This is a genomic window from Bifidobacterium sp. UTCIF-39 (genome assembly GCF_006408715.1).
Lineage (GTDB): Bacteria > Actinomycetota > Actinomycetes > Actinomycetales > Bifidobacteriaceae > Galliscardovia > Galliscardovia tissieri.
In genome coordinates this window covers 100701-123833 of sequence record NZ_JEOG01000005.1, presented here as the reverse complement: position 1 = coordinate 123833, position 23133 = coordinate 100701, and the positions used below count along the sequence as shown (strand labels likewise).

At 61.0% G+C, this 23133-nt stretch carries 20 protein-coding genes; 8 read left to right on the top strand and 12 right to left on the bottom strand.

Annotation, left to right across the window (positions count from 1 at the left end):
- The first annotated feature begins 2 nt into the window (after positions 1–2).
- On the top strand, positions 3–848 hold the full coding sequence (locus tag EP30_RS03355; protein WP_140556113.1) for a sulfite exporter TauE/SafE family protein: 846 nt from the start codon (positions 3–5) through the stop codon (positions 846–848).
- Between the two features lie 50 nt (positions 849–898).
- On the opposite strand, the gene EP30_RS03350 is transcribed toward EP30_RS03355, so the two are convergent.
- From EP30_RS03350 to EP30_RS03340, 3 genes are all read right to left on the bottom strand, one after another.
- Positions 899–1582: a haloacid dehalogenase gene (locus tag EP30_RS03350; RefSeq protein WP_094663620.1), complete on the bottom strand. Its 684-nt coding sequence runs from the start codon at positions 1580–1582 to the stop codon at positions 899–901.
- Positions 1583–1630: 48 nt separating this feature from the next.
- The gene (locus tag EP30_RS03345) at positions 1631–1945 is read right to left on the bottom strand and encodes a hypothetical protein (RefSeq protein ID WP_094663618.1); all 315 of its coding nucleotides are present in this window, start codon (positions 1943–1945) and stop codon (positions 1631–1633) included.
- Between the two features lie 124 nt (positions 1946–2069).
- The gene (locus EP30_RS03340) at positions 2070–2972 is read right to left on the bottom strand and encodes a MazG family protein (RefSeq protein ID WP_094663764.1); all 903 of its coding nucleotides are present in this window, start codon (positions 2970–2972) and stop codon (positions 2070–2072) included.
- A gap of 213 nt (positions 2973–3185) precedes the next feature.
- Between EP30_RS03340 and mmuM the strand changes: the two genes are divergently transcribed.
- Complete coding sequence (gene mmuM / locus EP30_RS03335; RefSeq protein ID WP_140556110.1) at positions 3186–4193, top strand: homocysteine S-methyltransferase; 1008 nt, start codon at positions 3186–3188, stop codon at positions 4191–4193.
- Here mmuM and EP30_RS03330 read toward each other — a convergent pair.
- The 4 genes from EP30_RS03330 to ychF all read right to left on the bottom strand — a co-directional run bounded on the left by EP30_RS03330 (position 4186) and on the right by ychF (position 7531).
- Positions 4186–5364, bottom strand: a complete 1179-nt coding sequence (locus tag EP30_RS03330; protein WP_094663614.1) for an MFS transporter — start codon at positions 5362–5364, stop codon at positions 4186–4188. The genes mmuM and EP30_RS03330 overlap by 8 nt on opposite strands.
- A gap of 256 nt (positions 5365–5620) precedes the next feature.
- The gene (locus tag EP30_RS03325; RefSeq protein WP_258185348.1) at positions 5621–5923 is read right to left on the bottom strand and encodes a DUF2442 domain-containing protein; all 303 of its coding nucleotides are present in this window, start codon (positions 5921–5923) and stop codon (positions 5621–5623) included.
- 132 nt (positions 5924–6055) lie between these two features.
- The gene (locus EP30_RS11310) at positions 6056–6214 is read right to left on the bottom strand and encodes a DUF4160 domain-containing protein (RefSeq protein WP_219846787.1); all 159 of its coding nucleotides are present in this window, start codon (positions 6212–6214) and stop codon (positions 6056–6058) included.
- A gap of 222 nt (positions 6215–6436) precedes the next feature.
- Positions 6437–7531, bottom strand: coding sequence for a redox-regulated ATPase YchF (ychF, locus tag EP30_RS03315; protein WP_094663608.1), 1095 nt, complete (start codon positions 7529–7531; stop codon positions 6437–6439).
- 505 nt (positions 7532–8036) lie between these two features.
- Here ychF and EP30_RS03310 point away from each other — a divergent pair.
- From EP30_RS03310 to EP30_RS03295, 4 genes are all read left to right on the top strand, one after another.
- A complete protein-coding gene (locus EP30_RS03310; RefSeq protein WP_094663606.1) occupies positions 8037–8696 on the top strand; it encodes an amino acid ABC transporter permease in 660 nt (219 codons plus the stop codon).
- On the top strand, positions 8677–9402 hold the full coding sequence (locus tag EP30_RS03305; protein WP_258185342.1) for an amino acid ABC transporter permease: 726 nt from the start codon (positions 8677–8679) through the stop codon (positions 9400–9402). The genes EP30_RS03310 and EP30_RS03305 overlap by 20 nt, the downstream gene beginning before the upstream one ends.
- Positions 9395–10201, top strand: a complete 807-nt coding sequence (locus tag EP30_RS03300) for an amino acid ABC transporter ATP-binding protein (protein WP_094663602.1) — start codon at positions 9395–9397, stop codon at positions 10199–10201. Before EP30_RS03305 ends, EP30_RS03300 begins: the two co-directional genes overlap by 8 nt.
- A gap of 87 nt (positions 10202–10288) precedes the next feature.
- Entirely contained in the window at positions 10289–11143 is an 855-nt protein-coding gene (locus tag EP30_RS03295; protein ID WP_140556103.1) for a transporter substrate-binding domain-containing protein, read from the top strand.
- A gap of 153 nt (positions 11144–11296) precedes the next feature.
- On the opposite strand, the gene EP30_RS03290 is transcribed toward EP30_RS03295, so the two are convergent.
- Positions 11297–12691 carry an alpha/beta fold hydrolase gene (locus tag EP30_RS03290; RefSeq protein WP_140556100.1) on the bottom strand — a complete coding sequence of 465 codons (1395 nt, stop codon included), beginning with the start codon at positions 12689–12691 and terminating at the stop codon, positions 11297–11299.
- Positions 12692–12811: 120 nt separating this feature from the next.
- On the opposite strand from EP30_RS03290, the gene EP30_RS03285 reads away from it, so the two are divergent.
- Together EP30_RS03285 and EP30_RS03280 are read left to right on the top strand one after the other, a co-directional pair.
- A complete protein-coding gene (locus EP30_RS03285) occupies positions 12812–15487 on the top strand; it encodes a histidine kinase (RefSeq protein WP_140556098.1) in 2676 nt (891 codons plus the stop codon).
- Between the two features lie 32 nt (positions 15488–15519).
- Complete coding sequence (locus tag EP30_RS03280; protein ID WP_140556224.1) at positions 15520–16251, top strand: response regulator transcription factor; 732 nt, start codon at positions 15520–15522, stop codon at positions 16249–16251.
- A gap of 219 nt (positions 16252–16470) precedes the next feature.
- Here EP30_RS03280 and EP30_RS03275 read toward each other — a convergent pair whose 3' ends face one another.
- The 4 genes from EP30_RS03275 to EP30_RS03260 all read right to left on the bottom strand — a co-directional run bounded on the left by EP30_RS03275 (position 16471) and on the right by EP30_RS03260 (position 23034).
- Positions 16471–19101: an ABC transporter permease gene (locus tag EP30_RS03275; protein ID WP_140556095.1), complete on the bottom strand. Its 2631-nt coding sequence runs from the start codon at positions 19099–19101 to the stop codon at positions 16471–16473.
- Positions 19102–19149: 48 nt separating this feature from the next.
- Positions 19150–19947: an ABC transporter ATP-binding protein gene (locus EP30_RS03270; RefSeq protein ID WP_094663592.1), complete on the bottom strand. Its 798-nt coding sequence runs from the start codon at positions 19945–19947 to the stop codon at positions 19150–19152.
- A gap of 265 nt (positions 19948–20212) precedes the next feature.
- Positions 20213–21733 carry an MDR family MFS transporter gene (locus EP30_RS03265; protein WP_140556222.1) on the bottom strand — a complete coding sequence of 507 codons (1521 nt, stop codon included), beginning with the start codon at positions 21731–21733 and terminating at the stop codon, positions 20213–20215.
- 128 nt (positions 21734–21861) lie between these two features.
- Complete coding sequence (locus EP30_RS03260; RefSeq protein ID WP_140556093.1) at positions 21862–23034, bottom strand: alanine--glyoxylate aminotransferase family protein; 1173 nt, start codon at positions 23032–23034, stop codon at positions 21862–21864.
- Positions 23035–23133: the final 99 nt, after the last annotated feature.

Sequence of the window (23133 nt, the reverse complement as noted above, 5' to 3'; positions counted from 1 at the left end):
TCATGACCATCCCAGGAACATCCGCCGTCACCCTGATGCTTGTGCTCATCGCCGGCACCGGGGCCGGATTCGTCGGCTATGCGGTGGGCGCGTCCTCTCTGGTCTCCTATCCGGCACTGCTGGCCATCGGCGTGCCTCCGGTGCTGGCGAACACCACGAACACCGTGGGCGTGGTGGGAACCGGCGTTGGCGGTTGTCTTTCCGCACGCAAGGAACTGCATGGTCATCGCACGCGCGTAATCATCTACGCATGCATCGGCATCGTCGGCGGCGTGGCCGGTGGAATGCTGTTGCTCGAGCTTCCCGCGGTCGTGTTCGAATATCTGGTTCCGCCATTGATCCTGTTCAGTGCGCTGATCATCGCGCTCAACCCGAAGGAACGGGCACACGCCCGGGACACGGCAGGCCGCGCGCTTGGTCCGCAGTCCGTGCAGGCGAGGGAATCCGCCCAACGAGAGTTGGACAGGCCCAAGGACGATGTACATAAGGATCCACGGTGGATGTGGCTGGGCGTAAGCTTCGTCGGCATCTACAGCGGCTACTTCGGCGCGGGAGCTGGAACGCTTGCCCTGGCGATGCTCGATCTGGGCCATATCGGACGATTCCATGAGATCAACGCACTGAAGACCGTGATCGGATTCGGCGCGAACATCACCGCGTCGGCGATGTTCATCGTGCGCGGTTCGGTCAACTGGCCGTTCGCGATCGCACTGTGCGCCGGATGTTTCATCGGCAGCTACATCGCCCCGCCGATCACCCGTCGCATTCCCGCGAACATCATGCGCGCCGCAGCCGTGCTCGCCAGTGTGACGCTTGCCGTCAAGCTCGGCTGGAGTACGTATCTGTGATCAGGATTCCTCGGATAGAGATATGGCTGTCATGGCCACGATGCTTGTCGCTATTTGACGCGAGTGATCAGGTTCCCCTTGACCATGAACCCCTTGCGGGCCATGTCGATCATGGGCTGGTCGAATTTGCTGTCGGTGTAGAATTCGTCGATTACCGCATCCGCGCCCAGCACTTCACGTAGACGCTTCGGCTTGTTCGTATTGAAATTGAGGTAGGTAACCTCCAGCGTGGCGGGATTGATAGTCGACGCGATCAGACGGCCAACGCCCAGACGACGGCAGGCCTCCCCCACGGTCACATCAAACGACGCGGTGAGGATCACGTCATCCGGGCGAGGCACATACCACGGCTTGATGCGATGCATGTTGCGGTCCCAGAACGCACTGACCAGCGACCTTAGCCCTCCGGTAAGCGACTCCCGTTCGATCGTGGACGCGTCACTTGCCAGCACATCGTCCCCCAGGCCCGCATTTTCCGCGTGCAGCAGCGGATTCATCCGAATGCCGTCGATTCTCCGGGAGCCGGCTAGATCCTTGAGATAGCCTTTGGCGACTTTGCCTACGCCGCGTTCCATCTGTTCAAGAGTGGCGCGACCAAGCTTGTATTTGATGGCGTATCGCAATACGGGTGCGATATGGCGGAACACCTTGGGATCATAGCGGGCGCTGAACAGATACAGGTCGAACAGGCTTTCACCGTCGTAGATCGTGCCGTCAAAATCAAACACCCGCATAATTCGCTCTCCCCAGTACCACTCGGTTCCAGTGTAAGTAAGATTATGCTAAATACGCTCAGAAAACGCTAAGAATGATGCGCCTCCAATGAAATCGCCCCGCTGTTGTTCACTGATTGACGTATCCACACGCTGCTTCACCTGATCCACGCCGGTTTGCAGTAATGCATGCCCCGGCACGGTAGTGAGCAGGAACGAAAGCGCGGCTGCGATGACCGCGGTAAGAATACCGGTCAGGAAACGAATGACGATCTTGAACACGATCATCGCCACAACGGCACCCACCACGACGGTGATGCCGGTCTGCACACCCGATGGCAAGTCACCATACCATAACAGAATCTGATCGATGGTCGACTGCATATGATGGCTCCTTTTTTGTATCCGAATATCTGGAAATGGCTCGCCCGCCCCACCCGCAAGCGTCCTGCTTTCCGTTCTCCTCATGACACATGGTAACGGATACGGGCCACCGTCGGCATCAATGTCAGGAACGGGATGAACGCAACACATCCTCTCGCTTGCCGATCTCGGCTTCCACCATCCGCAATCGGTTCCGCAATGCGGATTCCACATCCACTCCAGCACTCTGCGCACGACGAATGACATCAAGGATCTCATCGGCATACCGAACATCATCGGAGGCACCGTCACGTGGTGTGGTCTCAGTGCCGGAAACCGCAGATGCCGCAGGAAGCATGCATTCCTCATGCTCGAACGCCTTGAACAGTTCGTCGGCATCCGGGGATTTGGACACACGGGAAACCACCTTCGCGGCACGCAGGAACGCGCCCTGCGTATGCGAGATGCCGTCGAGCACGGATTTGCGATGCTTCTCCCGCTGCTTGACGCGCTCCCAGAGGGCCAGCGTCTCCTCCGGGGTCTCCGGGGCACGCTCCCCGGTGACGGACGTGTCGGCATTCGACACATTTGCCACATCATCGTCGTCATCGTTGCCATCGTCCGGCACAAACACGTGCGGATGGCGGGTGATGAGCTTGGCCACCAGTCGGTCAGCCACCTCGTCGATATCGAATGGATCCTTGGCATCGGTCTCGCATACGCGTGCCTGGAACACGGACTGGAGCAGCACGTCGCCGAGTTCCTCGCGCATGTTGTCACGATCGTTCGTTTCCACGGCGTCGATGTACTCATAGGTCTCCTCGAGCAGATGCTTGAGGAGGCTCCGGTTCGTCTGCTTGCCATCCCACGGACAGCCACCCGGCGAGTACAGGATGTCGACGATGGCCTTGACCCGGTCGAGCGCCGTGGCCGCCTCGGCGACGGGACGCAGCTTCGCGCAATGCTCATAGCCTGCGGGCAGATGGTACTTGCCGCGGTTGCCCTGAATGTTCTGGGTGCTCTGGCCGTTGTTTGCGGTCTCGCCCATGTTGGGATTATTCGTATTCGACTCTGCCATGATCGACCTCCATCCTTCGCGGCGACACGTCGCCCACGTCTCGCTTCGTCGCACACCATGGTAAACGATCTGCCGAACCGGCAGACATGGCATAATACAGCGCAATACCGGAATACGGGCCATCCGCCGCTACTGTGGAGGGCAACCACAATATCCCATCACAAGAAGGCACGGGACGGAATCATGAACGGCATACTTGGCACGGCATTGGCCGCGCAATCTCCTTTGCTCGTGGACGGGGCCATGGCCACCGAACTGGAGAAGCGTGGGGTCGATATGGCGAACGCACTGTGGTCGGCGATGGCGTTGATCCGTGACCCGCAGGCGGTGCATGACGTGCACCGGAGCTATTTCGAGGCCGGGGCGAACATCGCCATCACGAATACCTATCAGGCGAATATTCCCGGGTTTGAACGGATCGGTCTGACTGACGATGAGGCACGACGACTGATCACCGTCGCGGTGGACGAGGCGGTTGCGGCACGAGATGACTATCGCTCGTCCGTTCCTGCGCCAGCCATGGAGAACACGTCCGATGATCGCCGCTCCCGACCGTTGCTTGTCGCCGGAAGCGTGGGCCCGTACGGGGCGTTTCTTGCGGACGGCAGTGAATATACGGGCGGGTATTCGCTCACCGATGCGGAATACCGTGACTTCCACCGCGAGCGCATGCGCGTTCTCGCCGACGCCGGCGTAGATCTCTTTGCCTTCGAAACCATGCCGAACATGGCGGAGGTACAGGCCCTGGTCGGATTGCTAAACGACGAATTCTCCGACATGGAAGCGTGGATGTCGTTCAGTCTGCGGGATGCGGGACATTTGTGTGACGGCACAGCGCTTGATGAGGCCACCGCCGCGCTTGACCGTGTTCCCGGCATCAGCGCGATCGGCGTCAACTGCGTGCCGCTGGAATTGGTTGGCGATGCGATCGGATGCATTCGCTCCGCCACGAGCAAGCCGATCATTGTCTATCCGAACAACGGCGACATCTATCATCCCGGCACCAAGACGTGGACGCCGAATCCCAGTGGTCTGAGCCTTGCCCAACTTGCACCGCGGTGGATTGATGCCGGGGCGTCGATCCACCGCGGCTGTTGCCGCACTACGCCGGCGGATATTCGTAATCTGGCCGCAGTCTGCCACGGGCCGTCCGTGCGAACGCAAACCAGCGGCCGAGAAACGCTTAGTTGACGGCTTTCAGCTCCACGGGCTTTCTGCGCTCGAAGCGCATGGCGAATATGCCGAGCAGCAGCACCGCGCCCAAGGTGAACGGCAATCCGGCAAGACCGGTGATGTGGTAGTTCATGCCGGCGGCGTTCAGCGCCATGCCACCGACCAGTGAGCCGACGGCATTGCCGCCGTTGAAGGCGATCTGCACCGCGGCTCCGCCGATCAGCTCGCCGCCGCCCTTGCCCGCCTCGGCCATGAGCAGCATCTGCGGACCGTTGATGAAGAATAGGCCGAAGGCGATACAGAAGGTAAGCAGCGCGCAGGTCACAAGATTGCCCGGGACAAGGAACACCATAAGCAGACCGGCTGCGGAGATCGACTGACCTACCGCGGCGGTCACCGCGCGAAGCCACCGGTCGGCGAAATGTCCGCCGGCAAGACCGCCGACCACCATGCCGAATCCGGCGAGCATCATAAGCAACGGCACGAACCGCGAGTCATAGCCTCCGGTCTTCTGCAGCCACGGGGACACGTAGCTCCACCAGCAGAACACGCCGGAATTGCCTACGAACACGGCACCCAGCACCAGCCACGGACCGGGCTTGGAGAGGAAGCGGAACTGTCCTGCCAGACCGGCGTCCGGTACTGCGGCGATGAGCGGCATCCATGCCAGCGTCAATACGATGGTGAGTCCGGCACCAATGGCCAGGATCACGAAGGCGAGACGCCAGTCCACGTATTCGGCCAGCAGCGTGCCGGCGGGAACACCGAACATGTTGGCGATGGTCTGGCCTGTGACCATCACGGACACGGCCTTGCCTTCCTTACCCTTGTCGGCGAGCGCCCTGGCGATGACGGTTCCTGTGCCGAAGAACGCGCCATGCGGCAGTCCGGCGATGAATCGGGCGATGACGAGCACCGTGGCGTTCGGCGCGACGGCGCTCATCGCGTTGCCGATCAGTGCGAGGATCATGAACAGGATCACCAGATGCTTCGGACTGGTCTTCCTGCCGAAGACAAGCATGGTGACGCCCACGCACACGCCGATCGCATATGCGGAGATGAAGTGTCCGGCGGTCGGAATGGAAACGTGCGTGGCGGCGGCCGCCTCGGGCAGGATGCCCATCATCACGAATTCGGCGGCACCAAGCACAAACGCTCCGGCGGCAATGGCTAAGAGGCTCTTTTTCACTGGTCTTCCTGTTCTCTCGCTGCTCTCTCGACATGAGTGTACGGACTGTGACCAGCACAGGATAACGCCGAATGACAGCGCTTGCAATCGACAGCTGCCATATTCTGTGACCTTGTTCGTTGCAGGCTGATATATCCCGGCAAAACGACGGAATCCGCAGCCTTCTCAAACTGGAAACACTGGATTCCGCCGTTCTAACGAAAGGCTACTCACTTGGAGACGTTGAACTTGCACTCGACGATGCCGTCATATGGCATCAAAGCGAGACCAGTTCACCTCGAATGGCGTATTTGTATGAATGGTTGTACAGATACGTGGGCGAGATGTCGATGTCGCCGTCCTGCCACGTCAGAACGCCATGGTCGATGCGGAAATCCTCGAATATCTTCTCATCATGCAATGGAGAGAACGCGGGGACATCGTCAAACATTTCAGTGAAATCGCATAACCGTGTCTCGCCGGTGGAGAACGTCACCAGCATGATGTGATCATCAGTGATACGGGCTGAGCGGACCTCCAGTTCCCGAGAGGGTTCATCCGCATACAGGATGCCATTCATCTCGAACACGTCGGTTTCCTTTCTCTACGACAGTGGCTTAATACGGTCGAACGGACGCCCGGATACGGCCTCATTCCATGCCTTGTACAGCTCGTCCTCGTGCAGCACGAGCCACGCGGCCACCAGCTTGTATTATTTCGCCGGCAACGATCCTGCCAACAGTTCGCCGTCAATACCGACAGAGGCTTTGAAATCACCGTAGTACACATGGACATGCGGCTTATGATGCTCACTCTCGTCCTGACACATCATGCGAATGATGATGCCAAAGAACCGACTCAACTCCGGCATTCCAGTCCCTCCGATCCATCATCCCATATGAGCGCGGCTTCTGTCTCAAGTATATTCTCCAAGGCAATGACCGCGCATAACCATGCGCAGGGCATCACCGGATAACGTAGCCGCGAACGTATGCCGATCGACATTACAATCGCCAACGACCATAACCCCATATGAGCGGAAAAGGCCTTGGAACCGTCAATGGATTCCAAGGCCTTTAACCCTACCCGGCGATCACTTGGACACGTTGAACTTGAACTCGACGATGTCGCCGTCCTGCATCACGTAGTCGCGGCCCTCCTGACGGAGCTTGCCCTGTTCCTTGATCTCGGCCATGGAACCGTTCGCTGCCACGAAGTCGTCGTAGGAGACGATGTCGGCCTTGATGAAGCCCTTTTCGAAGTCGGTGTGGATCACGCCGGCGGCCTGCGGGGCGGTGAAGCCCTTGTGGATCTGCCAGGCGCGCACCTCCTTGACGCCGGCGGTGAGGAAGGTCTGCAGGCCGAGGATGTCGAAGCCCACGCGGGCCAGCTGGTCCAGACCGGACTCCTCAAGGCCGGCGTCCTGCAGCATCTCACGCGCGTCGGCCTCATCGAGCTCGGTGAGGTCGGCTTCGAACTGGGCGTTGAGGAACACGGCCGGGGCGGGCGCCACGGACGCGGCCAGCCTGGACTGCAGATCCTTGTTCTGCAGCTCGTCGTCATCCACATTGAACACGTAGATGAACGGCTTGGCGGTCATCAGGTGCAGATCGTAGACGCTGTCTTTGTCGAAGCGACCCTCACGGGCGGCCTTGTCAAGGGTTTCGCCGGATTCGAGGATGATCTTGGCCTGCTTGACTGCCTCGAAGTACTCGGGCTCGATCTTCTTGCCGCGCAGATCCTTCTCCAGCTTGGGCAGCGCATTCTCGATGGTCTGCAGATCGGCGAGGATCAGCTCGGTGTTGATGGTGTCGATGTCGTCGGCGGGATCGACCTTGCCGTTGACGTGCACGATGTCGTCGTCCTCGAAGGCGCGCACGACCTCGCAGATCGCGTCGGCCTCACGGATGTTGGCGAGGAACTTGTTGCCAAGGCCTTCACCCTCGGACGCGCCCTTGACGATGCCGGCGATGTCGACGAACGTGACGGTGGCGGGGACGATCTTCTCGGTGTTCACCAGCTTGGCAAGCACGGGGAGGCGCTTGTCCGGCAGCGGCACGACGCCCGTGTTCGGCTCGATGGTGGCGAACGGGTAGTTCTCGGCCAGCACGTTGTTGCGGGTCAGCGCGTTGAACATGGTGGACTTGCCGACGTTGGGCAGTCCGACGATTCCAATAGTAAGAGACATGACTTCCAGTCTAAGGCGAATGCAGACATCGGTGAGATATCGCAGAAGCCCGGAGAACACCGATGGTCGGCATTCAGTGACGCGACTTTCCCGTCACCCGGACGACCGTCGCCCCCAATATCCCAACTGATTTGGTTCAGACAATCGCGACACACCAAAGTTTGGTTATAGCTATTATTGATTTGCTGATAGCACGCCATAACCATCATTCATAACGACTGGAGGATCCTCCATGCCACGGACGTCTCGTCGAGACATGTTCCGCACGTCGAAACGCCACTTCTTGCAACGAATGCCGGCGTATTGAGATCAACGACAACCATCGGTCTTCATGATCTCGCCACCCGTCGTCCCCCTTGTTCCACCCCTCAAAAACCCATTGGGCGAGCCTATGGGCGTCCGGTGGGACGGCGAAAACCCCGTATTGTATTCACAGACGTTTCCAAGAGAAAACCATGACACCATTGTCGATTCCACATACGCCATATAAGAGAGGAGGCACGCAATGAGCTGGGAAGTCATCCAGCAAAGCCTGCCCCTGTTCGAAAAGGCGTTCATCCTCACGCTGAGACTATCCGCCATCGCCGTGATTCTCGCCACCCTGCTCGGGCTTGTGGTGGCGATCGCCCGCGATAGCCGCATCCCCGTGGTCTCGCAGATCTGCGCAACGTTCGAAGAGCTGCTACGCAACACCCCGCTGCTCATCCAGCTGTTCTTCCTTTACTACGGTCTACCGTCCATCGGCCTCAAGCTGAGCGCGGAGACCTGCGCAATCCTCGGCTCGTCCCTGCTTGGAGCCGCCTACATGTCCGGCGCATTCCGCGGCGGATTCGGCGGCATTCCGAAGATCCAGATCGAGTCGGCCAAAGCGCTCGGCCTGTCGCCGTTGCAGATGATCCGGCATGTCATCCTCCCCCAGGGACTGGTGCGCAGCGTGCCCGCAATGGCCGCCAACGCGATCTTCCTGGTCAAGGAGACCTCAGTGTTCACGGTGATCGCCGTGCCCGAACTGACCAATACGGCACGAGACCTGATCGGCATGTACTACCGCACCGACGAGTACCTGCTCGTGCTGGTGATCGCCTATGCGATCATCCTCATCCCGATGTCCATCATCCTCACGCTTCTGGAAAGGAGGGTCCGTCGTGGCACCTTCGGCGATTGATCAGGCCCTCATCCTTGCGGCGCAACCCGGCTGGACGGTCATCTTCACGGGAGACAACTTCACCCGTCTGCTCGGCGGATTGTGGACGTCGGTCAGCGTGGCGGGACTTGCACTGATCTTCGGCATCCCGCTGGGAGTCGTGCTTGGCGCGTTGCGCATCATGCACAATCCGATTCTGCGCGCGGTTCTGCGCCTCTATCTGGAGTTCTTCCGCATCATCCCCACACTGGTGATCCTGTTCCTCTTCTACTACATCCTCCCCCGCGAGATGGGCGTGCAGGTGGACGGTGAGACCATCGCCGTGGTGGCGTTCGGCCTGTGGGTGGCGGCCGAGATCAGCGACGTCGTGCGCGGCGCCCTGATCTCCGTACCCAAGCATCAGGTGGACGCCGGCAAGGCGCTGGGCATGAACGGACTGCAGCTGCTGTGGTACGTCCGTCTTCCCCAGTCGGTCAACCTCATGATTCCGGCGACCATCAATCTGGCGGCCCGCGTGATCATGACTACGTCCCTGCTGCTGCTGATCAGCGTGATCGACGTGATCACTGTCGGACAGCAGATCATGGAGGCGAATCGCATGAGCCACCCCGACTCCGCGTTCTGGGTGTACGGATTCGTGTTCCTGCTGTATTTCATCGTGTGCTGGCCTCTGGCTCGTATTGCCCAGGCCCTAGAGAAGCGCGCCAAGGAGCGTAACAATGGCTGAAAACGAGAATCCCGCAACCGCGGCGAACAGCAACGCCGCCACCGAGACCCCGCTGCTGTCGGTCAAGCATCTGCGCAAGGCCTACGGCGATCACGAGGTGCTCAAGGACATCAGCTTCGACGTGCCGCGCGGCAAGGTATTCGTGCTGCTGGGCCCCTCCGGCTCCGGCAAGTCCACGCTCATCCGATGCCTCAACGGTCTGGAGACCATTCAGGGAGGCACGATCGAGTTCAAGGGCAGGCCGGTAAGCGGCACCGAAAAGGAATGGCGCAAACTGCGCACCGAGATCGGCATGGTGTTCCAGAGCTACGACCTGTTCCCCAACCTTACCGTGGCGCAGAACATCCTGCTCGGCCCCACCAAGGTGCAGAAGCGCGACAAATCCGAGGTGGAACCGCAGATGGACCGCCTTCTGGCGGACGTGCAGCTGAGCGAATATCGCAACGCCTATCCTCGTGAGCTGTCCGGCGGACAGAAGCAGCGCATCGCCATCGTGCGCGCACTGACCATGAACCCCGAGCTCATGCTGTTCGACGAGGTGACCGCCTCGCTCGATCCGGAGATGGTGCGCGAGGTGCTCGAGCTCATGCTGCGACTGGCCAAGGAGCACATGACCATGATCGTGGTGACGCACGAGATGGAGTTCGCCCGCCGCGTGGCCGACACTGTGCTGTTCCTGGAGAACGGCGTGATTCTGGAACGCCAGTCCGGTGAGGACTTCTTCACGCATCCGGCGACCGATCGCGCCCGCAGCTTCCTGGACAGCATGTCGCCGATCACGGATGACGAGGAAGCCTGACATTGCAATGATCGACGCAAGTCATCGATCATCCGACACCATTTTTTTGCATATTGGCAAATGAGAGGAATCCACAAGGGAGGAATCATGAAGAAACTCAAGAAGATCATCGCCGGTCTGGTGGCCGGTGCCGCGCTGATCTCGCTCGCCGCATGCGGTTCGTCCAGCTCCGGCAGCAGCGACTCCTCGGCCTCCAGCCAGCAGGGTCAGACCGTTGAGCAGATCAAGAAGGCGGGCAAGATCCGCATCGCCACCTTCGGCGATCTGCCGCCGTACGGCTACGTGAAGAACGACGGCACCCGTGCCGGCTACGACGTGGCTCTGGGCAACAAGCTGGCCGAGGATCTGGGCGTGAAGGTCGACTGGGTGCAGGTCAACGCCGATGGCCGAGTGGACGCCCTGAAGTCCGACAAGGTGGATCTGGTGCTCGCCAACTTCACCGTGACCGATGAGCGCAAGCAGGTCGTCGACTTCGCCAGCCCGTACATGAAGGTGTCGATCGGCGTGGTCTCCCCCGATTCCGCCAAGATCACCGACGCCGACCAGCTCAAGGGCAAGACTCTGGCCGTGACCAAGGGCACCACCGCCGAAACGTACTTCACCCAGAACTACCCTGACGTGACCCTGCAGAAGTACGATTCCAAGACCCAGCAGTTCCAGGCATTCAAGGACGGCCGTGTCGACGCTCTGGCCGACGACAACACCTATCTGTACGCGTGGGCCAAGGAGAACCCGGGATACACCGTGGGCGTCAAGACCCTCGGCGAGGAATCCACCATCGCCCCGGCCGTGAAGAAGGGCAACGCCGACCTGCTCAAGTGGGTCAACTCGGAGATCAAGACCCTCACCGACGACGGATTCTTCGAGCAGGCCTACCAGACCGAGCTCGCCCCGTCGTTCACCGACGACATCAAGCCCGAGGACGTCATCATCACCAAGTGATCATGCTCTCGCGACGATGACCGTATCCCACGGTCTCGCCATATAGACGTTCGGCTTCGGCCGACGATGTGAGAAAACCAGACGGCTGGTGTGAAGCATCGTGCTTCGCACCAGCCGTTTTCCGTCAGCAAACCCGTCCTCCGATCCCCGTTGCTACAGCAGCGAGTCCAGATCCCCGCGATACAGCGCCTCCTCATACAGGTGACGGAACACGGTCGTGCCATGATGCACGCCATCGTGCTCGAACTCGTTCGTCACCCAGGCGTGCGCATTGCCGATGCGCGAGAGCGTATCCAACTGCATGCCGGAATCCACGTACATGTCGTCGAAGTAGACGGCGGCCTGCAACGGCACCTCGTTGCGAGCCAGTTGGTCAGCATCATAGATGCGACCGAAATGCGTGTCCTGCATCAGCACATCCACCGCCGGACGGAGCGGCACCAATGCACTGTCCTCCTCGAACATCCACGGCAATGCCGCCTCGCCGGTGAACATGAGCGGACGTGCATCCACGGCGAATTCGGGATGCCGCTGCAGTTCGGACCACGCCGCCCACCGGATGGGCTTCTCCAGCTCGCCGTCGGCGTAGATGAACTCCTGCAACGGCCAGTAGAGCGGTCGACCATACGACGCGGTGCGTGCCAGAACCTCCATCGCGAATCCCGACGACAGATTCGCCGATTCACGGATCTTGCCGGAGTGTTCGTCGGCCCCGAAGGCACCATCCACGAACGCCTGATCGATCAGCCAATGCAATCGTTCAAAACTGGGTTTCATGCCGAAATCCGAGCCGAGCATCTGCAATCGACGTACGGAGAACGGATCGCCATTCGGCAACCGCACCTCTCCCCCGGCAAGCAGATCCGCCACTGCGGCCACACGCGCACGATCCTGCGGATACCGTTCGTAATACTGTCGCGTCTTGCGCATCATACGCGGGAACGTATGCGCATACACCTCGTCGGCACTGGCAGGCACATGCGGAATGCCACCCGTGGTGAACGAGGCCGCCAACGCGCGCGGAAACAGCGACAGATACGTGAGTGTCAGGAATCCGCCATAGCTCTGTCCCAGACTCACCCAACGCTGTCCGCGGAACTCGGTGAGCCGAAGATATTCGAAATCACGGACGATGGAATCCGCAAGGAATCGTTTGAGATAGTCAGCCGCCTGACGTGCGCTCATCCCATCGATCGACCTGGGCTCCACACGTGAGGAGCGTCCGGTGCCACGCTGATCCGGCAGGATCACACGGAAGTGCCGTATCGCCTCGGCGATCCATCCGTCATCGTCCGGCCCGAGTGGCCGCGGGCACTGTCCGCCGGGGCCTCCCTGCAGAAAGACCAGCAACGGAAGATCATCATGCACATGCTCCGGAGCGCACAGCACCCGGTAGAACAAGCCGATCGTTTCACCGCCATCATCCGTCTCGCCGAATCCGGATCGGACGACATCCATCGGATCCCGTCCATGCCAGTCGAGGGGTACTTCGATGGCATGATCCTCCACCACCAGTCCCGGTACATGATATTTGGCCAGCAACGTCATCACGCATCTCCTTGCCTGTCCTTGCCTGTTCCGTCCATGCCCATACTCGCACACCCATGTATCGGCCGTCGTCCTCTGGCATGATGGCCGTCGGGAAATCACGGGACTATTGTGAAACCAATGGAGATTTTCAAAGGCAGGGGAACGATCCGCCGCATCATGACGACGGGTCAGGGCAATCTCGTACTCATTCCCGACACGCTGCTCGCACTGGTACTGACATCGCTGTGCACAGCCATCACGGGCTACGGCTCGTTACAGGATGGACTGCTCTTCCATTACGCGGATAACAATGCAGTGTTGCAGTTCTGGACATGGATGTACTGTCTGCCGTTGGCGCTCCGACGGCGGCTGCCCCGGGCCAGTGCCATCGCGTTCGTACTGCTCTGCCTGATACAGCTGGTGTTCGGGCCTGCCTTGGTGTTCAGCAACTGCTTCGCGCTCATTCACGTCTACACGGTGATCGTGTATGGCGAACGCGACGCAATCCGAGCGTTCATCGTCATCGCGGCGGGGATGACTCTGGTTGCGGCGGGCGTCAACGCCGGTGTGCAGGATTTCGGACCATTGACGATACCGGTGAGCGAACGGCATGAGATCGGGTTCTATGACTGTGTGGCGTCGGGAGTGATGGATCTCGACTTCTGCAATCAGACGCTTCGGACGGATTTTCTGCTGACGTTGATGATGATCGCGGCACCGCTCGCCGCGGTGATCGTGATGGGCTACTGGCAGCGGGCGAAGACGCAGACGGTGCGCATGATGCAGGAGCGTAATGCCGCGTTGGAGTCGAGGCGCGAGGAGGAGGCGCATATCGCCGCGCTCGCCGAGCGTGCCCGCATTGCGCGGGACATGCATGACGTGGTGGCCCATACGCTGTCGATCATCATCGTGCAGGCGGACGGCGGTCGGTTCGCCGGGGCGAACGATCCCGTGCTCGCACGATCCACCATGGAGACGATCCGGCATGAGAGCGTGCGTGCATTGGGCGATATGAAACGACTGCTCGGCATTTTCGGAGCGCACACCGGTGACGTTGTCTCCCCCATTTCATCCATTTCCCCCATCGGAGGAGACGACGGAACCGACACGAATTCGTTCGCCCACGCACCAGGCTATGCCGATATCGCCGGTCTGGTGCGGCAGGCGGACGCGGCGTCGACGGACGTGCGCATCACCCATACGGTTCTTGGCACTCCGAATCCGGACAGGCTGAGTACGCTGGCCGCGAGCACCGCATATCGCGTGGTGCAGGAGGCGCTGACCAATGTCCGCAAATATGCGGGAACGAATGTGCACGTGTCCGTGGAGGAACGCTGGTCCGAGGATGGATTGATGATCCGCGTGTCTGATGATGGCCGGGGGCTTACGTCCGCCGATGATGGGCACAAACCGGGCTATGGTCTGATCGGCATGAGGGAGCGGCTCGACTCATTGGGTGGCTCGTGCTCTGCCGGACCGCGTCTTGGCGGCGGCTTCGAGGTGACCACGTTCATCCCCTTCCCTGGCGGAGACCGATCGGGGGTGCCGGCATCGTCGGCGCAGTCGATGCCGATAACGCAGTCAACATCGTCGGTGCAGTCGGCGGTCGGGGCCGTGCCCACGCCGACTGATGGACAGGAATCTGTTTCGTCGAGTCCCGCTCCCACAACGGAACCCGTGTCGACGTCGGTAACGGGCCAATCGAATCAGAACGACGATTCCACCGGGATCGCCAGCGGCTTGAAGCAGGCGCTGCTCGAGCATCATCGCTCGTTCATACGTTCAGTGAAGCAATTGGGGGCGTTGCCGGACTCACCGGAGCGCTCCCGACTCAATGTGATCGAGCGGCTCTCCCAGTGGACGGAGCGTCATTATCTGATCATGGACACCCTGTATGTGGTGCTGATTCTCGTGCTGTTCGGCGCGCCGACCAATGAGGCCTCCTCGTCTACGGACGGGAGCATCGCGGTCTATTACGGTTCCCCAGCTCTGCTGGGCTGGTCGTGGTCGAATATCATCGTGACAGTGCCGTTGATCTGGCGTCGACGGTTCCCGCAGGCGAGTGCAGCCGTATTCGCGGTGTTGACCATACTGCAGCTCCTGTTCTTGCCATGGATCACCGTGGCGGGGCTGGTGTCGGTGTATTCCGTGTATTCGGTGACGTTGTACGGGCCTCGGACGGCCAGACGTTGGGTGATTCCGACGATCGGCATCGGTTCGGTGCTGTTCGCGGTCAAGGTGATGGTGTCGGTGGCGTACGGGATAAACACGATCTTCCGGGCTATCACGATGCTGGCAGGAGAATGGCCGGCTGGGTTCATCGAACCGTCGACGATGTCCCTGCCGTCGGTGTTGTGGGCGGTGGCCATATACACGGTCGCCACGTTCATCACCCTGATGGGTGCCATGGCCGCAGGCATGTGGTCGCGCTCGCGCGGATCGAACTTGCTGGTGTTGCAGGCTCGCGAGGAGGCGCTGCGTGCCGAGGAACGCAAGCAGAAGATCCTGGCTGCGAATATGGAGCGCGATCGGATCAGCGCGAACATCCAGACCGATGTGACCGACACGCTGCTGGGGGTGATCGGCAAGACCGATGCGGGATTGCGGACGATCGATTCGGGCAACGCGGACGCCGATTCGATCGCCGCCGCATTCGAAGGCATTGCCACGGAGGGGCGTGCCGCACTGAAGCGCATGCGGCAGCTGCTGGGCGTGCTGCGTGAGACCGGGTTCAGCGATGAGACGCCCCGGAAGGACCAGATGCGTCTGGTTCCGGCGGTTTCACTTGACGAGCAGCTAGAGTTGAAGCAGTGAACGAAGAAGGAGTGTCCGTGACTGACGTGAATATGACCGGGGCCATCGAATCCGCGGACGCGGAGCCCTCATCCCCCATTCGTGTGGTGATCGCCGATGATCAGGAGTTGGTCCGAGCCGGATTCGCCATGGTGATCGGCTCGCAGAAGGATCTTGATGTGGTCGGACAGGCCGGCGATGGGGCACAGGCCGTGGAGCTGGTGCGTCGACTGCATCCCGATGTGGTGCTGATGGACGTGCGTATGCCCGGTATGGATGGCATCGAGGCCACTCGCCTGATCACCGAGCACTGTGGCGGGGCAAACGCGCCGCTGACCCGCGTGATCATTCTCACGACGTTTGATCTGGATGAGTATGTGATGGCGGCGATCAACGCCGGGGCGTCGGGATTTCTGCTCAAGGATGCCGAGCCCGAGTCGCTGCTCAGTTCGATCCGTACGGTGTATCAGGGCAATGCGATCATCGCGCCTTCGGCCACCAAACGTCTGATCGAGAAGATGAGTCAGGCGGGGAATGCCGCCGCGCAGCATCCCTTCCCCGTTCAGGCCGCGGTGTACACCGATCCGGAGCTTGATCTGCTGACGGATCGTGAACGCGAGGTGCTGATCGAGATCGCGCATGGATTGAGCAATCAGGAGATCGCCGACAAGCTGTTTGTCAGTCTGTCCACCGTCAAGACGCATGTGGCGCATATTCTTGCGAAGATCAACGCCCGTGACCGTGTTCAGGCCGTGGTGTTCGCCTATGAAAACCACCTGGTGTGATCATTGCGGTCATGCGACGCATACGAGGCACAACAGTGACACAATTGACGATGCCCGCCGTTTCGCATCCGTAGATGCGTCGTGCGGGCACCACTTTGGTGTTTCGGTTCTTCTCTTAACCGTTGTCTCCGAGTATGAATGGCGAACCTGAACGGAAGCTCACCATCGCGTAGATGTTCGGGAACAGTTCGGTGACGGTTTCATCTGTTCGTCGTCCGGTCAGGCTTCGGCGAGCGCGGCGACCGGCGGCGTGCGGACGGCTCGTCGCGCGGGAACGATGCTGGCGATGAGCGCGGCCACGGCGGACACGATCAGTACCGCAACGACGGTCTCCCATTCGACGGGATACTGCACGGCACCGAAATCGGAGAATACGACGGTGGCTCCCACCCAGCCGAACACCGTACCGAGTATGACGCCGACCACACCGGACCCCAGGGAGATCAGCAGCGCCTCTACCGCCAGCGAGCCGCGAAGCTGACCGCGGGTCATGCCGATGGCCCGCAATGTGGCCGATTCACGGGTGCGTTCGATCACCGACAGGGAGAGCGTGTTGGCCACGCCCACCAGTGCGATGAACACGGCCACGGCGAGCAGCGCCACCAACACCATCATGAGCATGTCGACCATCTGCTCCCATTGCGCGCGCTCGGCGATGGAACCGGTCACGTTCACGCCGTTTTCCGAGCTTACGGCATCCTTCACGTTGGTGAACAGGTCGGTCGCGCTTGTGGTGCCGTCGGATTTCACCCAGATCTGCGTGACCGTATCGCCGCCGGTGGCATCGGCGAGCACGGTCGAATCGACGAGTGCGGTGCCGACGTAGTCGTCGGAGATTCGGAAATCGGACTTGTGCGCGGTCAGGGTCTTCTCCCCGACTGCGGTGAATGCGTCGCCCTCGGGCTTGCCGAATCGTATGGTGACATCGGAGCCGTCTGCGATCGGGTTCTTACTGTCGCCCATCGTATTCATCATTTCGATGCTGCGGGAATCGATGGCATGCATGCCTGCGCTGATATTGAGTACGGCATTGCGCTGCGCCTCGCTGATGCCGACGACTTGCACGGTGACGTCGTGGCCGTGGCCATCATTCCATTGCGCCATGGACGTCTGTACCGCCTCGGCCGCCTTGACGCCCTTGGTTCCGGCGATTGTTGTGGCAAGGTCGGCGTTGAGATCGGCACCGGTGATGGTGATGTCCACCCCGTAGCGCGAGTCGAGCGCATCGGCCATGGTGGCCTTGGCGCTGGCCGCGCCCGTGCCGATGCAGGAGACGAGGGTGACGCCAATGAGCAATGCGGATCCGGTGGCGGCCACGCGTCGCGGGTTCTTGCGGATATTCGCGGCCGCGATGACAGCGGACGGACCGATGTGCGAGACCAGCGCGCCGATGCCGGAAAGCACCCATGGCAGCCAGCGGATGGCGGAGAACAGGAGTCCGAGGAAGATCAGCGCCACACCGCCCATCGCCATGAGCAGCGGTGCCGATGAGGCATTGATCAGCATACGGCCGCCGTTGACCGCCACGTGATTCTGCCAGAGCGCCACACCGGTCAGTGCCAGGCCCAGGATCACCAGAAGGATGCCGGATACCGTACGGAACAGTCCGGAACGCTTGCCTTCGACAAGTTCCACAGGACGCAATGCCTCAAGCGGAGTGACCCGGGTGGCGGATCGTGCGGACCCGATGGCGGCGATCATAGTCACGACCATGCCGAAGGCGATCGGCACCCAGAACGCCTCCGGACTGGGGATCACGGAGAACACGAGTCCCTGATAGTTGGCACCTGCGGCATGCATGATGCCGATGAGTCCGAACGCCGCTGCCACACCGAGCGCGGAGGCGATGAAGCCCAGAAGCGCCGCCTCGAGGATCACCGACCGATACAGCTGGCCCTTCTGCGCTCCGATGGTGCGCAGCAACGCCAGCGTACGGCGGCGCTGAGCGACAAGCACTTGGAACGTGTTGCCAATCACCAGAGCGGCGACGACCATGGCAAGCGCTCCGAAGGCAAGCATGAACGTGGTGATGATGTTGGTGCCGCTTTTGCTCATCGACTCCATCTGCTTGTCCCCGTACTCGTTGATGTCAAGTACGGCGAGGGCGTGCGGCACGGTCTTCTTGATCTGGTCGATGATCGTGGCGTTGGTGGACCCCTGCGGCGCGTTGATGAGCAGATACACCGCATAGGCGGGTACCTTGCCGAAATCCTGGACCGCGTTCATGACGGCGAAATCGTCGCCGGCCATGGCGCTTGCGCCACCGTTGCCGGCGTAGGCACCGTTGTCGTCACGGGTGAGTCCCACAACCGTTTCGTCAAGGGTGGATGTCATATCACCCATGTCGGCGGAACCGAACATGGTGGAGTTGTCGACGCGCACCGTGTCGCCCACACGCACGCCGAGTCGTTTGGCCACGTCGGCGGGAATCGCGATTTCTCCGTTGGCGCTTGGCCAATGTCCTTCGGCCATCGTCATCGGCATCATCGCACTGGCGTTATCGGCCGTGGGAACCATGGTGGTGGTGGAATGCTTGCCGTCGGCATTGCTGATCTGCAACGGCAGAGCGGTGGAGACCCGCACACCGTCAACGCCCGTGATGGCTCGGATGTCGTCGAGCCTGAAGTCGTCGACGGATCGGGAGGTGGTGATGTCGTCGGCGGCTCCGGCATTGACCACGTAGTTGGCGCCGCCGAAATCGGCGGTGATCTGTCGGCGTATCGAATAGTCGAGCGTGTTGCCGAACAGGAACGTGCTGGAGATGAACAGCGTGCCGATGAGGATGGCGATGCCGGCGGGAATCAGCATCTTCGCGCTGCGTTTCATGAGTTGTATGGTGATGGACAGCATGATGGTCTCTCGTTTCCTCTGTTATGTGGTGCGCGTGGTCGTCGGCCGTCAGTAGGTCATGGCCAAGGCGGTGGCGCGCTGCCGTTCCTCCATCAGCAGTTCGTTCATGCGGTCGGCTGTGGGGTTCGGTTCGTCGGCCACGATGCGACCGTCGGCGAACACGATGGCCCGGTCGGCGTATGACGCGGCGACGGCGTCATGCGTGACCATGATGATGGTCTGCTTGAGTTCGCGTACGGATCGTTTGAGGAAGTCAAGCACTTCAGCGCTGGATACGGAATCGAGGTTGCCGGTGGGCTCGTCGGCGAACACGACGCTGGGGCGTGTGATCAGTGCGCGGGCGATGGCCACACGCTGCTGCTGGCCGCCGGACAGTTCGTTCGGGCGATGGTTGAGTCGCTGCTCGAGTCCAAGCGTGCGAACGAGCGTGCGCATCCAGCCCCGGTCAGGTTTGGCACCGGCGAGGGTGAGTGGCATGAGGATGTTCTGCTCGGCGGTGAACATGGGAAGCAGATTGAAGCTTTGGAAGATGAATCCGATGCGCTTGCGGCGCAGCAGTGTCAGCTGCCGGTCGTTCATGGCGGTCAGATCCTCGCCGCCGAGCAGGATATGTCCGCTGGTGGCGGAGTCGAGGCCGGCAAGCGTGTGCATGAGCGTGGATTTGCCGGAACCTGACGGTCCCATGATCGCCGTGAATCTGCCTTGCTCGAAGCAGACGTCCACCCCGCGCAGCGCATGCACCACGGTGTCGCCCTCGCCATAGTCCTTGGTCAGGCCGATTGCCTCGATCGCCACCGATGAGCGGCTGTTGTCCGCTTCGCCACCGTACCTCGATGCGCTGGCCATTGCCGTTTCATCTTGAGTCCGCATATGCCGTCCCATGGTCGTATCCCTTCGTGTCGTGTTGCTGTCATTGCATCCTGACGAACGGCCTAACGTTCGCCGATCGTTTGCTGATATCTGCAACGGTACGGGGAATGTGCTGCGCACCCCATCGTGCGCAGGGGCGAAAAACCACAACGGCGGTCATCATCCCTGAGGACGATAACCGCCGTAGTGGCTAGCATCGGCATCAGCCATATGGCTGATCACCGTATTCGCGAACGCTGAATCAGCCGACCGCTTCCACGCGCTTGGCGCGGATGAGGAACGCGCAGACCAAGGCCACGTAGGCGATCACGCAGATCACGATCATCGTGGCGAAGGTCCACGCGCCACCCACGGCCGTGGCATGCGCGAACCCGGGCGTGCCCTCGTCGCCGGAACCGGCCTGGGCGATGGTCAGGATCGTGGAGAACAGGGCCGTTCCCGCGGCACCGCCGAACTGGAGCATCGTGTTGAAGATCGCATTGCCGTCGGGGGCGAACTGATGAGGGATCTGCGACAACGCACTGGTCATGATGTTCGAGAAACCCAGCGCATAGCTCAGACCGAAGATGAAATAGAATCCGGCGAGCAGTTCCGGCGTCAGCCGCATGGAGAACACGAGCAGCAGCACCGGGCCGACGATCGCCACTGCGAATGCGGTGAGGATGGGGCGGGTGGGACCGAACCGGTCATAGAGCATGCCGCCAACCGGGGCGAAGAACGCGCCGATCAGCGCGCCGGGCAGTACCAGTGCACCGGCGAGGAACGCGTTCGTGCCCAGCGACAACTGGGCAAGGTTGGTGATCACGTAGCCGAATCCGATGCCCACGATCGGCAGGATCGTGTACGCGAGCAGATGCAGCAGCACCACCGGATCGCGCAGGATTCCCAGTCGGATCAGCGGCGAGAACGAACGCTTCGACGAATAGCCGAAGAACAGCAGGGACAGTACGCCCACGATCAGGCTGGCCACCGCGAACGCCAGTGCATGGGTGTACGACTGTCCGGAAACGGCGGCACCGGCGGCCACACCCGCCTGATTGAGCGCCATGACCAGTCCGCACAATCCGAGCACGACCGCCAGGAACTGCAGCGGATTGAGATGCGCCTCCTGTGTGGGCTCCTTCTGCTCAATGCAGCACAGTCCGATGATCAGTGCGATGACCATCACCGGAATCACGATCACGAAGATCGCACGCCACGGCAGCACGCTCGACACGGCGCCGCCCACGGTCGGTCCGATGGCGGGCGCCACGGTGATGACCAGCGAGCCGACGCCCATCAGCCTGCCGATCTTGGACCGCGGCGACTGCTCGAGGATGATGTTGATCATCAGCGGCGTGGCCACGCCCGAGCCGATGCCCTGAATGACGCGGGCAAGGATGAGCACGGGGAACGAATGGCCGAAGATCATGATGACCGAACCGGTGATCGCGAGGATCACGGCGGCCACGAAAATGCCCTTGAGTGGGAACTTGCGCTTGAGGTATGAGGAGATCGGCATGGTGGCGGACACCACGAGCAGATATACGGTGGTGATCCACTGCACGGTCGATGTGCCGACGTTGAGTTCCCGCATGAGTTCGGGGAACAGTACGGTCATGACCGTTTCGGTGAGGATGCCGATGAACGCCAGCGATCCTACGGCGATGATCGCGCCGATGAGCTTGGGCGGGATCTTCTCATTCTCCGATGTGCGGGAGGTCTGCGCCGGAATCTTCCCCTCCGGCACGTCACTGGTATTGGTGGTATTGGTCGACAACATGGTGTTCTGTTGTTTCTTCACTGCGAAACCATCCTGCGGGCCGCCCTCCGGCCCGAATATGCGTTCTGGAATTAATGCACGCCGAGTCTATCAACATAGCGAAGACAACCACCATAGCAAAGACGGCGTCATGCCGCCGACGCGGCCTGCAGCCCGCCGGTCATGTCCACGGGATATCCCAACTCCATCAGCACCGAGCCCAGAACCGACAACGCGGTGAGCACTTTCTGCCGGCTGGCCGTATACCCCATGTGACCGATGCGGATCAGCTTACCTGCCTCCTCGCCCAGACCACCGGAGATGTGCAGACCGTACCGTTCGTCCATGAGACCGCGCAACATCGTGTCGTCGATGCCGTCCGGCACACGCACGGCGGTCACCGAATTGGCCATATGCGACTCGTCATCCACCCATAGGTCGAGTCCCATGTCCCGGATGCCGGCACGCGTGGCGCGGGCCGCGGTCTCATGCCGGGCGATCACATTGTCGAGCCCCTCGTCCGCCACGATGTCAAGTGCGGCCTTCAGCCCGTAGATGCTGGAGATCGGCGGCGTATACGGCACGTAGTCGCGTTCCACCCATGACCGCCACGGCAGCAGGCACAGGTAGGAGCGATCGTATCTGCCCGTTTCGGCGATCACCCGACAGGCACGCTCCCAGGCTCGGTCACTCACTGCCACCAGCGACATGCCAGGCGTGGAGCCCAGACATTTCTGCGGTCCGGTGACGCAAACGTCAACGCCCCATTCATCGAAGCGTACGTCGGAGCCACCGACGCCGGAGACCGAGTCGACGATGGTCAGCACGCCGCGGCTATGGCATTCGCGACAGATCTCCTCCATCGGATTCTCCGATGCCGACGGAGTCTCGGAATGCACGAACGCCAGCACCTTCGCCTCCGGATGGGCGTCCAGCGCCGCACGCACCTGTTCGATCGACACACTGGTGTCGTAGGGCACGGCGACATCCACCACCGTGCCGCCGTAACCGCGCAACACCTTCGCGTACCCGGCACCGTAATATCCCGATGCCAGATTGATGCACACGTCCCCGGGTTCGACCAGATTGTAGGCGGCCATCTCCAGTCCGAGAATCGACTCCCCTTCCACCGGCAGCACCCGTCCGACGGTGCGGAACAGCATGGACAGATCATCACTCACCGACCGCATGAGTGCCACGAAATCATCGGTGCGATGGTGCACCATCTGCGTGCCCATGGCGGACAGCACCTGTGGATAGATCGAGCACGGCCCCGAAGCCATGGTCAACTCGGGAACATGCGGCCTGAATGCATATGTCATGATTCATCTTCCTTCCATACGATCGCCAAGATCATGCGATCACCAAGATCATGCCGGCGTTATTCTGCAGTGCAGTCCAGTATCCGATCCCATCGGCTC

What these genes read in the sequence shown, in the direction of transcription:
- EP30_RS03355 (WP_140556113.1), top strand. Translation starts at nt 3, where the DNA reads ATGACCATCCCAGGAACATCCGCCGTCACCCTGATGCTTGTGCTCATC.
- EP30_RS03350 (WP_094663620.1), bottom strand. Translation starts at nt 1,582, where the DNA reads ATGCGGGTGTTTGATTTTGACGGCACGATCTACGACGGTGAAAGCCTG.
- EP30_RS03345 (WP_094663618.1), bottom strand. Translation starts at nt 1,945, where the DNA reads ATGCAGTCGACCATCGATCAGATTCTGTTATGGTATGGTGACTTGCCA.
- EP30_RS03340 (WP_094663764.1), bottom strand. Translation starts at nt 2,972, where the DNA reads ATGGGCGAGACCGCAAACAACGGCCAGAGCACCCAGAACATTCAGGGC.
- mmuM (WP_140556110.1), top strand. Translation starts at nt 3,186, where the DNA reads ATGAACGGCATACTTGGCACGGCATTGGCCGCGCAATCTCCTTTGCTC.
- EP30_RS03325 (WP_258185348.1), bottom strand. Translation starts at nt 5,923, where the DNA reads ATGAATGGCATCCTGTATGCGGATGAACCCTCTCGGGAACTGGAGGTC.
- EP30_RS11310 (WP_219846787.1), bottom strand. Translation starts at nt 6,214, where the DNA reads ATGCCGGAGTTGAGTCGGTTCTTTGGCATCATCATTCGCATGATGTGT.
- ychF (WP_094663608.1), bottom strand. Translation starts at nt 7,531, where the DNA reads ATGTCTCTTACTATTGGAATCGTCGGACTGCCCAACGTCGGCAAGTCC.
- EP30_RS03310 (WP_094663606.1), top strand. Translation starts at nt 8,037, where the DNA reads ATGAGCTGGGAAGTCATCCAGCAAAGCCTGCCCCTGTTCGAAAAGGCG.
- EP30_RS03300 (WP_094663602.1), top strand. Translation starts at nt 9,395, where the DNA reads ATGGCTGAAAACGAGAATCCCGCAACCGCGGCGAACAGCAACGCCGCC.
- EP30_RS03295 (WP_140556103.1), top strand. Translation starts at nt 10,289, where the DNA reads ATGAAGAAACTCAAGAAGATCATCGCCGGTCTGGTGGCCGGTGCCGCG.
- EP30_RS03290 (WP_140556100.1), bottom strand. Translation starts at nt 12,691, where the DNA reads ATGACGTTGCTGGCCAAATATCATGTACCGGGACTGGTGGTGGAGGAT.
- EP30_RS03285 (WP_140556098.1), top strand. Translation starts at nt 12,812, where the DNA reads ATGGAGATTTTCAAAGGCAGGGGAACGATCCGCCGCATCATGACGACG.
- EP30_RS03280 (WP_140556224.1), top strand. Translation starts at nt 15,520, where the DNA reads ATGACCGGGGCCATCGAATCCGCGGACGCGGAGCCCTCATCCCCCATT.
- EP30_RS03275 (WP_140556095.1), bottom strand. Translation starts at nt 19,101, where the DNA reads ATGCTGTCCATCACCATACAACTCATGAAACGCAGCGCGAAGATGCTG.
- EP30_RS03270 (WP_094663592.1), bottom strand. Translation starts at nt 19,947, where the DNA reads ATGGCCAGCGCATCGAGGTACGGTGGCGAAGCGGACAACAGCCGCTCA.
- EP30_RS03265 (WP_140556222.1), bottom strand. Translation starts at nt 21,733, where the DNA reads ATGTTGTCGACCAATACCACCAATACCAGTGACGTGCCGGAGGGGAAG.
- EP30_RS03260 (WP_140556093.1), bottom strand. Translation starts at nt 23,034, where the DNA reads ATGACATATGCATTCAGGCCGCATGTTCCCGAGTTGACCATGGCTTCG.